Source organism: Streptomyces sp. TSRI0281, from assembly GCF_001905125.1.
In the GTDB taxonomy this organism is placed as follows: domain Bacteria; phylum Actinomycetota; class Actinomycetes; order Streptomycetales; family Streptomycetaceae; genus Streptomyces.
In genome coordinates this window covers 273417-287085 of sequence record NZ_LWLE01000036.1, presented here as the reverse complement: position 1 = coordinate 287085, position 13669 = coordinate 273417, and the positions used below count along the sequence as shown (strand labels likewise).

The window sequence follows — 13669 nt, the reverse complement described above, 5'->3', positions numbered from 1 at the left end:
CGCGCCGCCGCCCAGCGGCCCGCGCGACTGACAGAACAGGGCTGCGGGGCTCGAATGAGCCCCGCAGCCCTGTGTGTCTACAACCCTGTGCACCCTCGCGATTCGGGGCGTTTCACGTGAAACGAAGCACCGCGCCCTCAGACAGGGCGCCCTCAAGAAGGCTCAGCCGACCGCTCAGCCTGCCGCGCCGACCGACGCCCCGACGGCTTCCCCGACAGCGGCACCCACAGGGGCTGCCTCCGCCGCCTCCGCCGCGCTCTCCTCGGCCTCCTGCCGCTCTCTCTCAAGCGCCTGCGCGGCCAGGTCCACCCGGCCCTCCGGCTTGATATGCACGATGACACCGGGATGGGCGATGGACGGCAGAATATGGCGCCACATCTGGGCCACGCGCTCACGCAGGTCGGCCCGTCCGGAATTGGCCTCCGAAATCAGCTGAATACCGGTGAACGACGCGACGATGACTTCGGCCGAAACCAGTGGGTCCACCTGGGGGAGCACCTCTCCGCGCTCCTTGCCCAATTCCAGCATCCGGCACGTCGCCGCGATCCAGTCGCTCCATGGATGCGGACCGCCGAGGAATACACCCTCGATGGAGAGACGGGTACCGGCACGCGCCATCGAGTCGTGGCGCAGCGCGAAGGCGAACTGCTGACCGCCGTCCACCAGTGACTGGAGCGGAGAACCATCCTCCACCAGGTCCACCGTGGCCGTCTGCTCATCCATGATCGCCTGGGCGATGGCTTCCTTGGACGCGAAGTGGAAGTACAAAGCCCCTTTGGTGACCTTTGCACGGCGGAGGATCTCCGAGATCGCGGCACGCTCGTACCCGTAGTCGTCGAAGACACTCGCCGCTGCCTCCACGATCGAACGCCTCGTCTGCACCGCGCGAGCCTGCTTCGCCATCTCTTGCCTCCGGGACGTTCTGTGTGCTCGGCCGTCGCGCCGAGCAACCGAGCAACCGTCAATCCAGCATCAGTAGTCAGCGTATGCAAGCACTTCACTCTAACCGACGAACGGTCTGTTTACGCACTGGACCATAGGCGTCCAACGCACGTTGTCGCAGTATGCCGAGGCGTCGCCCAACGCGCTGCCCCCCTACCCCTTCTGACGTGTGAAAAACCCTCTTGTTCCGGTTGGTCAAGGGGTTCGCGCACTTGTCAGCACGCAAGTTGAGCGCTTTCTCCCATAGCATCAACTACCACTCGCGAGCAGACTCATTGCATAAATAAACCGGCCAGATGGTTTTGATTTGCAGGGCCGTGGGAGCCATCCGGCTCCTACGACGTGAAAGGGGACAGATCACGTGACCGCACTCGCCGCTCCGGCAGACCAGAACATACGCACCCGCACACCCCTCACCGGTGAGCCGTCCGTCATGAGTCCCGTGCCGCCGCACCTCGTGCACCGGTCCGACGAGGCCGATGTCCTGCTGACGCACTTCGGCCGAGCCGATGCTGACACGTATCTGTTCACCGTCCAATGGCCAACGACACACGCGCTGTTCAGCTCAGTTCTGGGACAGGTCAACCCCATGCTGATAGCGGAGACAGTCCGGCAGGCGGGCACCGTACTGGCGCACAAGGTCTTCGAGGCGCCGATGGACGACCAGTTCCTGCTCTGGAACCTGCGCTACGAGTCCTTCCACGATCTCCGCCGGCCCGGCGGGCCACCGACCCCTACGAAAGCGGTCATACGCAGCCCGGAGGTCACCCTGCGCGGCCGCCGACTGGCCACGATCCACATAGACATGGAGCTGTTCTCCGGCCATCTGCGGATCGGCACGGGCGCGGCCTCCGCGAACTGCCTTTCCGCCGCCGCCTATCGACGCCTGCGCCCCGGACTCCCGGACGCACCGGACACATCGGACGCACATGACGCTCCCGTGCCGGCCGTCGCACCACGGACCGCGATCCTGCCCTCCCTCGTGGGCAAGGAGAACGAACAGGACGTCATGCTGTCCCCCCTCGACTCCACGTCCCCCCTGGACACCGCGCCCGCGCACACCCCCGCGGCACCCCTGGACACCGCGTCCGCCGCCCCTGGCGCCCCCTGGAGCGCCGCACGGCCCGCCGGCGCCCCCCGTACCGCCGCCTGGCGGCTGCGCGCCGACCGGGACCACCCCGTCATCTTCGACAGCCAGAGCGACCACCTGCCCGGCCGGGGCATCATCGAAGCCATGCGCCAGGCAGCCCAGCTCGCCGCGGGCCTCGACCACGCCCTCGTGCTGTCCATGAACGCGGAGTTCCGGCGGTACGTCGAACTCGACCGCCCCTGCACCGTCAGCACGGAGATCGGTGCGGAGCAGCCCGATGGCCGGATACCGATAGAAGTGACCATGTATCAGGACAATGAGGTCGCCGCCCTCGCCCTCCTGCTCGTGCAGGACGTCAAACCGGCAGCCCGCCACAACCTTCCCGTACGCCCATGACGGGCCCTGGCGGGATCCTGGTGGCCGGGGGCACCGGATTCATCGGCTCCGCTGTCGTGCGGGTGTTGAGCCGCCACCTGCCCGCACCCCCCGCCCCGTTGAGGGCGCTGGCCCGACGCCATCCGGACCCCGCTCGCACCGGCCCGGTGGCTCCCGGCGTCGAGTACCTCATCGCGGACCTCACCGACCCCGCCTCGCTGCACGGCACCTGTGACCAGGTGGACACGCTCCTGCACTGCGCGTCCTACGTGGGTCCGGACGACTCCGCCTGCAGCGCGGTCAACGACGCCGGCACCCGGGCCCTGCTCGACGAGGCGGCCCGCGCCGGGGTCCGCCGGATCATCCACATCAGCACCACCGCCGTCTACGGAGCCGGCCCGCACCGCGGCCTGTCCGAGGGCACGCGGCCACCCGCCCCCGCGTCCGAGGTCAGCCGCACCAGGCTGCTGGCCGAACAGGCCGTGCTGGGCGCCGCAGGAACGGTCCTGCGGCCCCCGTTCGTGTACGGGCGGGGCGACGCCTGGGTGGTCCCGGCCATCGCCGAGCTCCTGCACCGGGTCCCCGCGCTGCCCGACGGCGGCACCGCCCTGATCTCGCTCGTGGCGGTCGAGGACCTGGCCCGGCTGGTGACCTCGCTGGCGCTGTCCCCCGCCCCGCCGCCACCCGGCGTCCACCACGCGGGCCACCCGGAACCGGTCGCCCTGCGCGACCTGGTCACGGCTCTCGCCCGTACCGCGGGACTGCCGCTGCCCACGGCGAGCCTGCCGACGCCCGAGTACCTGGAACGGCTCGGACGGACCCCCGGGGCCGTCAGCGTCCGCCAGGCCCGGATGATGACGGAGGACCGCTGGTACCGGTCCCCTCTGTGGGAGAGCACCGGCTGCTCCAGCGGCCCGGGACTCGCGGCACGGCTGAGCGGACACGGCGAGTGGTACCGGAACGTCCTGTCCCGCACGGCCCCCGTGCCCCGCTGAAGAGGAGCCATCCATCACCACCGTCAAGCTCATCCTGGCCGACGACGAGACGATGATCCGGGCCGGTCTGCGGGCCATCCTCGCCGCCGACCCCGCCATCGAGGTCGTGGCCGAGGCGGCGGACGGGCGGGAGGCCGTCGCGCTGACCCTGGAACACCGGCCGGACGTCGTCCTGATGGACATCCGCATGCCGGTCATGGACGGTCTCACCGCCACCGAGGAGATCAAACGTGCCGCGCCCGGCACCTCCGTACTCGTGCTGACGACGTTCTCCGAGGACGAGTACGTGAGCCGGGCTCTCGGCGGCGGCGCCAGCGGCTTCATGCTCAAGTCCGGTGACCCGCGCGAGCTGCTGGCCGGCGTGCACACCGCCGCGGCCGGGGCCTCCTGCCTCTCCGCGAAGGTGGCACAGCACGTCATCGCGGAGCTGAACCGCGGCTCGGCCCGGCACCGCGACGTACGCCTGGCGTCACTGCACGAGCGGGTCACCGCGCTGACAGCGCGGGAACAGGAAGTGCTCGCCCTGCTGGGCGCCGGGCTGTCCAACGCCGAGATCGGCCGGCGGATCCACGTCGTGGAGGGCACCGTGAAGAGCTATGTGAGCGCCGTCTTCACCGGTCTCGGGGTACGCAACCGGGTCCAGGCCGCCATCGTCGCGTACGAGTCCGGGCTGATCGGACGCGAGGACTGAACGCCCCGCGCCACCCCGGAGCCCCTCACACACCGGCGCCCCCGCCGCCCCAGAGCCCTGACACACCGCCACCCCGGAACCCTGACACCGGCACCTCACCGCCCAGGCACCGCCGCCGCAGCCCCGGCGCCCAGGCACTCCGCCGCCGGAGCCCCGGCGGCGGCCGTCCTTCGGCTCACGCCGCGATCCCCGTGCCCCGCCGTCCGCGGGCCCTGCGGAACCTGCTCACCGCCCGGGTTCCGGGCACCGCCAGGACCACCATCAGCAGCGGCGCGAACACCGCACCGAGCAGGAAGCCGGCCGCCACGTCGTGCAGGTAGTGGACGCCGACGTACACGCGGGACAGCGCGACCAGCACCGCCAGAGACACCACCAGCAGTCCGATGACGCGCCAGGAGACGACCAGGGCCATCGCCGACGCGGCCGCGATGACGGAATGGTTGCTGGGGAACGACCAGTCACCCGGCTCCGGGCACTCCGCGATCGCCGTGACACCCGGAATGTCCCGGCAGGGGCGCTCCTCGTGCAGCCAGACCTTGATGATCTCGCTCAGCGCGTAGACCACCGCCACCGCCACCGGACCGAGCAGGGCCAGTGCCAGGGTCCGGTCGTCGCCCCTGCGGGCCCTCCACCACTGGAGGACGAAGAGGGCGACGAGGACGAGTATCCCGCCCTCGGTGACGACCTCCCCCAGCTTCTGCAGCCACTCGGGAGTCCCTGCCGCCCACTCCGTGATCCCGCGGTACACCCCGACTCCGTAGTCGGGTCCCGCCTTCTGCGGCGGACCGGCCGCTTCCGGATAGGCCGTACCGCTGAACCCGGTGACGCCGAGCGCCGTACCGCCGGGCCCTGTAGCGCTGTGCGCCGTGATGCTGTGCGCTGTGTCGATGTACATAAGGGGTGTCGTTCTCCGCACGCCGATTCCCACGTTCTCCGGTCATTCGGAACGTAAGGTCCGGCCGGATGCGGACACATCCCACCGAAGGAACCGGTCACCCCCTCTTCCGGCAGGGCACCACCCCGACTTTCGTCAGGGCGGCGGCAAGATCACAGCCGTACAACGAAGAAGCCCCCGCTCCGGATCTCTCCGAAGCGGGGGCTCTCTTTGTGCGCGAGGGGGGATTTGAACCCCCACGTCCCTAAGGACACTGGCACCTGAAGCCAGCGCGTCTGCCGTTCCGCCACTCGCGCATGAGTGGTGTTTCCGGGCTCTCCCACCGTGTGGTGCGAGCTCCTGGCGACATCCGGAAGATTAGCACGCTGGACAGGGTGGATTCACATCCGTTGTTTCGCCGATCCCAGGTGGGGAAGCGGGAACGCGGAGCGGGCGCACCCACTCCTTCAGAGAGCACCCCGTGTGCGGGACACTGTCAGGGAGCCACCTCTACGATCCGTGTGAGGGGTGACACTCATCCACTGGGCAGACAAGGGGAACCAGCCGATTTCCCGACGCGTGGATACGATCAGTAAGCAGTACAGGGACGACGACACCGGAGGAGGTGCCCCATGGGAGTCATGAAGCGTTTCGAGCAGCGTCTCGAAGGTCTGGTCAATGGCACCTTCGCCAAAGTCTTCAAGTCCGAGGTGCAGCCGGTCGAGATCGCGGGTGCCCTCCAGCGTGAGTGCGACAACAACGCGACGATCTGGAACCGTGAGCGGACGGTCGTCCCGAACGACTTCATCGTCGAGCTCAGCCCGCCCGACTACGAGCGGCTCAGCCCGTACTCGGGCCAGCTCGGCGACGAGCTCTCCGGCCTCGTACGCGACTACGCCAAGCAGCAGCGCTACACCTTCATGGGCCCGATCAAGGTCCATCTGGAGAAGGCCGACGACCTCGACACCGGGCTCTACCGGGTACGCAGCCGCACCCTGGCGTCGAGTTCGTCACAGCAGGACCCGCAGGGCCAGCACGGCGGCCCCGCGTCCGCCCAGCCGCAGCGACCCGGGCGGCCCGCCGCCCCGCAGGGCACCGGCGGCTACGGCTACCCCCCGAGCGCCGCTCCGCCGATGCCCGCGGCCCCGCCGCCCGGCACCGGACGGCCCCCGGGCACCTCGACCGACCGGCGCCCGCCGACCGCGCCCGGCCCCCTGCCGGACGCCCAGGTGCGGCGCTGGATCGAGATCAATGGCACCCGCCATCAGATCTCCCGTCCGACGCTGGTGATGGGACGCAGCACCGACGCCGACGTGCGGATCGACGATCCCGGCGTATCGCGTCGGCACTGCGAGATCCGGACCGGAACGCCCTCGACGATCCAGGATCTCGGGTCTACCAACGGCATCGTGGTAGACGGGCAGCACACAACCCGCGCTACGCTCCGCGACGGCTCGCGGATCGTCGTGGGTAGCACCACCATCGTTTACCGGCAAGCCGAAGGGTGAAGCGGGGGCAATGTCAGAGCTGACCCTGACGGTCATGCGGCTAGGTTTCCTGGCTGTTCTGTGGCTGTTCGTGATCGTGGCCGTCCAGGTCATCCGCAGCGACCTGTTCGGAACGCGCGTCACGCAGCGCGGCTCACGCCGCACTGCCGCCGACGCGCGCCCGCAACAGGCACGCCAACAACAACAGACGGCGCCGCCACCGCAGCGCCAGCAACCCGGGCGCCAGCGCCGCGGGGCACCCACCAAGCTCGTCGTCTCCGAGGGCACCCTCACGGGCACCACGGTCGCGCTCCAGGGCCAGACCATCACCCTGGGCCGCGCGCACGATTCGACGATCGTGCTGGATGACGACTACGCGTCCAGCAGGCATGCCAGGATCTACCCGGACCGTGACGGCCAGTGGATCGTCGAGGATCTCGGGTCCACCAACGGCACGTATCTCGACCGGACCCGACTCACCACCCCGACACCTGTTCCGCTGGGCGCGCCGATCCGTATCGGCAAGACCGTCATCGAGCTGCGGAAGTAGTACGACAATGAGCGAGCGGAGCGAGCGAGCCGCGGCGGTCCTGACGACGGACGCTGCCCGGCTCCCGACCGGAGGGTGGGCAGTGTGGCTCGAGACCGGCTGTACCCCGAGCCGACGGGCGAGGTGCGCATGAGTCTGTCCCTGCGCTTCGCCGCCGGATCGCACAAGGGCATGATCCGGGAAGGCAACGAGGACTCCGGCTACGCCGGCCCCCGCCTTCTCGCCATCGCCGACGGCATGGGCGGCCAGGCGGCCGGTGAGGTCGCCAGCTCCGAGGTGATCTCCACCCTCGTCCAGCTCGATGACGACGTACCCGGCTCCGACATCCTCACCTCGCTCGGTACGGCGGTCCAGCGGGCCAACGACCAGCTGCGCATGATGGTCGAGGAGGACCCCCAGCTGGAGGGCATGGGCACCACGCTCACCGCCCTGCTCTGGACCGGGCAGCGCCTCGGCCTGGTCCACGTCGGCGACTCCCGCGCCTATCTGCTGCGCGACGGGGTACTGACGCAGATCACCCAGGACCACACCTGGGTGCAGCGGCTCGTCGACGAGGGCCGGATCACCGAGGAAGAGGCCACCACCCACCCGCAGCGCTCCTTGCTGATGCGGGCGCTGGGCAGCGGCGACCACGTCGAGCCCGATCTCTCCATCCGTGAAGTGAGGGCCGGCGACCGCTACTTGATCTGCTCCGACGGTCTCTCGGGCGTCGTCTCGCACCAGACGATGGAAGAGACCCTCGCCAGCTACCAGGGCCCGCAGGAGACCATCCAGGACCTCATCCAGCTCGCTCTGCGCGGCGGCGGACCCGACAACATCACCTGCATCGTCGCCGACGTCCTGGACGTCGACAGCAACGACACCCTGGCCGCGCAGCTCAACGACACCCCGGTCATCGTCGGAGCCGTCGCCGAGAACCAGGCCGCCCAGCTGAACGACGACGGGGCCATGCAGACCCCCGCCGGGCGCGCGGCCGGCCTCGGCCGCCCCGTCCCGCCGCCCTCGGGCGGCTTCGGCCCCCCCGGCAGCGGGGACGCCGGCTACGGCGGAATGCCCGACGACGACTTCGACTCGTACGCCGACGACGACTTCGTCAAACCCGGTGGCCGTAGGTGGCTGAAGAGGTCCCTGTACGTCGTCCTGGCGCTGGCCGTCGTCGGCGGGGGGCTGTACGGCGGATACCGCTGGACCCAGACCCAGTACTACGTCGGCACGAAGAACGAGAACGTCGCGATGTTCCGCGGCATCAGCCAGGACCTCGCGTGGGTCTCGCTCTCGAAGATCGAGAAGGACCACCCCGAGATCGAGCTCAAGTACCTCCCGCCCTACCAGCGCAAGCAGGTCGAGGCGACCATCGCCGAGGGCAGCATCGCCGACGCACGCAAGAAGGTCGGCGAACTCGCCGCCCAGGCATCCGCCTGCAAGAAGGACGCGCAGCGCCGCGCGGCCGAGGCGGACAGCAATGCCCGCACCGGCGAGGGCGAGGCGGGCGGCACCGCCGGTGCCCCCGCCACCAGGACTTCCGCCACGTCCTCCACGTCCGCCAGCACCGCGACCAAGCCGACCGCAGCGACTCCCACTCCCGGCCCCAGCCTCTCGGAGGAAGAGAAGAAGCTGGTCCCGCAGTGCGGTAAGCAGTAAAGCCGTAGGGGGCCTTCAGCACCATGAGCGTTGTCACCAACACGACCACCATCGGCGCGATCGACGCACCGAGCCGCCGCAACACCGAGCTGATGATGGTGGTCTTCGCCGTCTTCATCTCGGTGTTCGCCTATGCCAACGTGGGCCTCGCCCTCAACGGCGAGCTGCCCTCCGGCATGCTCGGATACGGAATCGGACTCGCCCTGCTCGGCGCGGTCGCCCACCTCGTGGTGCGCAAGTTCGCGCCGTACGCGGACCCGCTGCTGCTGCCGCTGGCCACCGTGCTGAACGGGCTGGGCCTTGCACTCATCTGGCGCCTCGACCAGTCCCCGCGCTTCCAGGCGCTGGACACCTTCGTCCCGGCGGCCTCGAAGCAGCTGCTCTTCTCGGCCGTGGGCGTGGCACTGCTCGTGGTGGTGCTGGTGGCCCTCAAGGACCACCGCATCCTTCAGCGCTACACGTACATCTCCATGGTCGTGGCCCTGTTCCTGCTGATCCTGCCGATGTTCTTCCCCGCGGTGAACGGCGCCAAGATCTGGATCAAGATCCCTGGCGTCGGCACGATCCAACCCGGAGAGTTCGCCAAGATCATCATTACGGTCTTCTTCGCGGGCTACCTGATGGTGAAGCGCGACGCGCTGGCGCTGGCCAGCCGCCGCTTCATGGGGCTGTACCTGCCGCGCGGCCGTGACCTCGGACCGATCCTGATGGTCTGGGCGTTCTCGATCCTGATCCTGGTCTTCGAGACCGACCTCGGTTCCTCGCTGCTGTTCTTCGGCATGTTCGTCGTCATGCTGTACGTCGCCACCGAGCGCACCAGCTGGATCGTCTTCGGTCTGCTGATGTCCGGGGCGGGCGCGGTCGGCGTCGCCTCGTTCGAACCGCATGTCCAGGATCGCGTCACCGCCTGGCTCGACCCGTTCGCGGGCTGGGGCAAGGAAGCCGCGAGCGAGCAGATGGCCAAGTCCCTGATGGCCTTCGGCTCCGGCGGCACCCTCGGCACCGGCCTCGGCCAGGGCAACTCCGACCTGATCGGTTTCGCCGCCAACTCCGACTTCATCCTCGCCACCGTCGGCGAGGAACTCGGGCTGGCCGGGATGATGGCGTTCCTGCTCATCTACGGTCTGATCGTCGAGCGCGGTGTCCGTACGGCGCTCGCCGCCCGTGACCCGTTCGGCAAGCTCCTCGCGATCGGCCTCTCCGGCTCGTTCGCCATCCAGGTCTTCGTCGTCGCCGGCGGCGTCATGGGCCTCATCCCGCTGACAGGTATGACCATGCCGTTCGTCGCGGCAGGCGGGTCGTCCGTGATCGCCAACTGGGCGCTGATCGGCATCCTGATCCGGATCAGCGACACCGCCCGCCGTCCCGCACCGGCCCCAGCCCCCTCACCCGACGCCGAGATGACCCAGGTGGTCCGACCGTGAACAAGCCTCTGCGCCGGATCGCCATCTTCTGCGGGCTGCTCGTCCTCGCCCTGCTGATCCGGGACAACTGGCTCCAGTACGTCCGCGCCGACGAGCTGAACGGCCACAAGTACAACCGCCGCGTACAGATAGAGCGGTACGCCCATGAGCGCGGCGACATCATCGTGGACGGCAAGTCGGTCACCGGATCCGTCGAAACCACCGACAGCGACTTCAAGTTCAAGCGGGTCTGGAAGGACGGGCCCCTGTGGGCTCCCGTCACCGGGTACTCCTCGCAGGCCTTCGACTCCTCCCAGCTGGAGAACCTTGAGGACGGCATCCTCACGGGCAACGACGACCAGCTGTTCTTCGACCGGACGCTGTCGATGTTCACCAGCGACAAGAAGACCGGCGGCAACATCGTCACCACGCTGAACAGTGACGCGCAGAAGGCGGCGTTCAAGGGGCTCGACAACAAGAAGGGCGCCGTCGTCGCCCTGGACCCGCAGAGCGGCGCCATCCTGGCCCTGGCGAGCACCCCCTCGTACGACCCCTCGGTCTTCGCGGGCAACTCGCTCAAGGACTCGGACGCCCGGCAGAAGCTCCTGAAGGACAAGGACAAGCCGATGCTCAACCGGGCATTGCGCGAGACCTACCCGCCCGGTTCGACGTTCAAGGTCGTCACCGCCGCCGCGGCGCTGGAGAACGGCCTCTACGACAGCATCGACGAGAAGACGAACTCCCCGCTGCCCTGGACGCTCCCGCAGTCGACCAAGCCGCTGACGAACGAGAACAACATCCCGTGTGAGAACGTCTCGCTCCGGGAAGCGCTCCGGCTGTCGTGCAACACCGTGTTCGGCAAGATGAGCGACGACCTCGGCAACGACAAGATGATCGAGCAGACGGACAAGTTCGGCTTCAACAAGGAAGTCTTCACTCCGGTCCGCGCCGACGCGAGCGTCTACCCCAAGGACAACAGGCCGCAGAACGCCATGGCGGGAATCGGCCAGGCGTCCAACCGCACCACCCCGCTCCAGATGGCCATGGTGGTTTCCGCCATCGCCAACGACGGCAAGCTCATGCAGCCGTACATGGTCGCCGAGCGCCAGGCGCCCAACCTGGACGTCATCTACACCCACAAGAAGGAGCAGCTCAGCCAGCCGCTCTCGGGGGAGAACGCCCAGAAGGTCCAGCAGATGATGGAGACCGTCGTCAAGAACGGCACGGGAACCAACGCCCGGATCAACGGCGTCACTGTCGGAGGCAAGACCGGTACCGCCCAGCACGGTCTGAACAACAGCGAGAAGCCGTACGCCTGGTTCATCTCCTACGCGAAGACCGGCAACGGCTCCCCGGTCGCCGTCGCCGTCGTGGTCGAGGACGGTCAGGCCAACCGGGACGACATCTCCGGTGGCGGTCTGGCCGCCCCGATCGCGCGAGATGTGATGAAGGCGGTCATCGACAGCAAGTAGTGAGTCCCGTCACAGCGACCGCCATAACCGGACATCGGGATACCGGTCAGATATCAGCTGACGGGTGCGGGCCGATCACGTAGCGCGTGCCCGGTAGCGTATGCGCGAACAGCGCACCGCCGGACCACACACGGGTGCGGTCGGGACTGACGGAGAGGGCTGGAACAGTTATGGAAGAGCCGCGTCGCCTCGGCGGCCGGTACGAGCTGGGCTCGGTGCTCGGCCGTGGTGGCATGGCCGAGGTCTACCTCGCGCACGACACCCGGCTCGGCCGCACCGTAGCTGTGAAGACGCTCCGGGCCGATCTCGCCCGCGATCCGTCCTTCCAGGCCCGGTTCCGCCGTGAGGCCCAGTCGGCCGCCTCGCTCAACCACCCCGCGATCGTCGCTGTCTACGACACCGGCGAGGACTACGTCGACGGGGTCTCCATCCCGTACATCGTGATGGAGTACGTCGACGGGTCGACGCTCAGGGAGCTGCTGCACTCCGGTCGCAGACTGCTGCCCGAGCGCACGCTCGAAATGACGGTCGGCATCCTCCAGGCGCTGGAGTACTCGCACCGCGCCCAGATCGTCCACCGCGACATCAAGCCGGCGAACGTCATGCTGACGCGCACGGGGCAGGTCAAGGTCATGGACTTCGGCATCGCCCGCGCCATGGGTGACTCCGGCATGACGATGACCCAGACCTCGGCGGTCATCGGCACCGCCCAGTACCTCTCCCCCGAGCAGGCCAAGGGCGAGCAGGTCGACGCGCGCTCCGACCTCTACTCCACCGGCTGCCTGCTCTACGAACTCCTCGCGGTGCGGCCGCCGTTCGTCGGGGACTCGCCCGTCGCCGTGGCCTACCAGCACGTGCGGGAGGAGCCCCAGCCGCCGAGCAACTTCGACCCCGAGATCACGCCCGAGATGGACGCGATCGTGTTGAAGGCCCTCACCAAGGACCCCGACTACCGCTACCAGTCCGCCGACGAGATGCGGGCCGACATCGAGGCATGCCTCGACGGCCAGCCGGTCGCGGCCACGGCGGCGATGGGCGGGGTGGGCTACGGCGGTTACGACCACGACCAGCCGACGACCGCGCTGCGCCAGGCCGACCCGAACAGCGGCCAGACGTCCATGCTGCCGCCGGTGGGCCCGGACGACGGCTACGGCTACGACGACCGCCCGGACCGCCGCCGTCAGAAGAAGAGCAACACCTCGACGATCCTGCTGATCGTCGCGGGCATCCTGGTGCTCATCGGCGCGATCCTGATCGGCCGCTCCGTCTTCGGCCCCACCGCCGACGACGGCAAGGTCAGCGTGCCGAACATGGTCGGCTCCACGGTCGAGGAGGCGCAGACACTCGCGGACCGCGCCGACGTCGTTCTCAAGATCGGCGCCAAGGAGCCCTGCGAGACCCAGGACAAGGGCCTGATCTGCAGCCAGACACCGGAGAGCGGCGAGGTGGAGCAGAAGGGGACCGTCACGGTCGTCGTCTCCACCGGGGCGCCGAAGGTCGAGGTCCCCGACGTCATGGAGAAGTCGGAGGACGGCGCCCGCCAGGCCCTGGAGGACAAGGGCTTCACGGTCACCGTCAAGACCGTCGAGTCCGAGAAGACCGAGAACACCGTCATCGACCAGAAGCCCGACGGCGGCTCGAAGGCCGCCAAGGAGTCCGAGGTCACGATCACGATCGCCAAGAAGGCGACACAGAACGTGCCCGGCGTGGTCGGCAGGTCCTTCGCGGACGCGGAGTCCCAGCTCAGGAACCTCGGCTTCACCAGCATCTCCCGCACCGACGTCGACTCCAACGAGCCGGCCGGCCAGGTCATCGAGCAGACCCCTGAGCGGGACAGCAAGGCGGCGAAGGACGTCCAGATCGTCCTGAAGGTCTCCAAGGGTCCGGCGGTACCCGAGAAGGTCGCCATTCCCGGCGACATCGCGGGGAAGACCTTCCAGGAGGTCAAGGCCCAGCTGGAGGGGATGGGGCTGATGGTCGAGCTGGCCCCGGGCTCGTCCGACAACCCCAACGCCAAGGTGGTGACGAGCAACCCCGGGCCCAACACCCAGGTGGACAAGAACAGCAAGGTCACGCTCTTCACCGCACAGGACGGCGGTAACGGCATCTTCGGCGGCCCCTCCGGCTTCCGGCGCTGACCCTGCCGACA

General features: G+C 68.8%; 11 protein-coding genes and 1 tRNA gene. 9 read left to right on the top strand and 3 right to left on the bottom strand.

The genetic code is table 11. The features are described from left to right. Positions 1 to 174 precede the first annotated feature (174 nt). Entirely contained in the window at positions 175 to 903 is a 729-nt protein-coding gene (locus A6A29_RS38145) for a ScbR family autoregulator-binding transcription factor (RefSeq protein WP_079183192.1), read from the bottom strand. 400 nt (positions 904 to 1303) lie between these two features. Here A6A29_RS38145 and A6A29_RS38140 point away from each other — a divergent pair, with 400 nt between their 5' ends. Genes A6A29_RS38140 through A6A29_RS38130 form a run of 3 tightly spaced genes read left to right on the top strand, consistent with a single transcriptional unit; the run spans position 1304 to position 4093 of the window. After that, positions 1304 to 2428 (top strand): AfsA-related hotdog domain-containing protein, encoded by a 1125-nt coding sequence (locus A6A29_RS38140; RefSeq protein ID WP_073727805.1) that lies wholly within the window; start codon positions 1304 to 1306, stop codon positions 2426 to 2428. After that, positions 2425 to 3402: an NAD-dependent epimerase/dehydratase family protein gene (locus A6A29_RS38135; protein WP_073727803.1), complete on the top strand. Its 978-nt coding sequence runs from the start codon at positions 2425 to 2427 to the stop codon at positions 3400 to 3402. The genes A6A29_RS38140 and A6A29_RS38135 overlap by 4 nt, the downstream gene beginning before the upstream one ends. 52 nt (positions 3403 to 3454) lie before the next feature. Continuing rightward, entirely contained in the window at positions 3455 to 4093 is a 639-nt protein-coding gene (locus A6A29_RS38130; RefSeq protein ID WP_079183191.1) for a response regulator, read from the top strand. A 175-nt stretch (positions 4094 to 4268) separates the two neighbouring features. On the opposite strand, the gene A6A29_RS38125 is transcribed toward A6A29_RS38130, so the two are convergent. Both A6A29_RS38125 and A6A29_RS38120 read right to left on the bottom strand, forming a co-directional pair. Continuing rightward, on the bottom strand, positions 4269 to 4988 hold the full coding sequence (locus tag A6A29_RS38125; RefSeq protein WP_079183190.1) for a phosphatase PAP2 family protein: 720 nt from the start codon (positions 4986 to 4988) through the stop codon (positions 4269 to 4271). A 213-nt stretch (positions 4989 to 5201) separates the two neighbouring features. Continuing rightward, a tRNA-Leu gene (locus A6A29_RS38120) sits at positions 5202 to 5284 on the bottom strand. Between the two features lie 315 nt (positions 5285 to 5599). Here A6A29_RS38120 and A6A29_RS38115 point away from each other — a divergent pair. From A6A29_RS38115 to pknB, 6 genes are all read left to right on the top strand, one after another. Further along, on the top strand, positions 5600 to 6475 hold the full coding sequence (locus tag A6A29_RS38115) for an FhaA domain-containing protein (RefSeq protein WP_073727799.1): 876 nt from the start codon (positions 5600 to 5602) through the stop codon (positions 6473 to 6475). Positions 6476 to 6485: 10 nt separating this feature from the next. Then, complete coding sequence (locus A6A29_RS38110; protein WP_073727797.1) at positions 6486 to 7004, top strand: FHA domain-containing protein FhaB/FipA; 519 nt, start codon at positions 6486 to 6488, stop codon at positions 7002 to 7004. Between the two features lie 129 nt (positions 7005 to 7133). After that, the gene (locus A6A29_RS38105) at positions 7134 to 8645 is read left to right on the top strand and encodes a Stp1/IreP family PP2C-type Ser/Thr phosphatase (RefSeq protein WP_073728126.1); all 1512 of its coding nucleotides are present in this window, start codon (positions 7134 to 7136) and stop codon (positions 8643 to 8645) included. A gap of 23 nt (positions 8646 to 8668) precedes the next feature. Further along, positions 8669 to 10069 (top strand): FtsW/RodA/SpoVE family cell cycle protein, encoded by a 1401-nt coding sequence (locus A6A29_RS38100; protein ID WP_073727795.1) that lies wholly within the window; start codon positions 8669 to 8671, stop codon positions 10067 to 10069. Then, positions 10066 to 11520 carry a peptidoglycan D,D-transpeptidase FtsI family protein gene (locus A6A29_RS38095; RefSeq protein ID WP_073727793.1) on the top strand — a complete coding sequence of 485 codons (1455 nt, stop codon included), beginning with the start codon at positions 10066 to 10068 and terminating at the stop codon, positions 11518 to 11520. Before A6A29_RS38100 ends, A6A29_RS38095 begins: the two co-directional genes overlap by 4 nt. 170 nt (positions 11521 to 11690) lie before the next feature. Then, entirely contained in the window at positions 11691 to 13658 is a 1968-nt protein-coding gene (gene pknB / locus A6A29_RS38085; RefSeq protein WP_073727791.1) for a Stk1 family PASTA domain-containing Ser/Thr kinase, read from the top strand. Positions 13659 to 13669 lie beyond the last annotated feature (11 nt).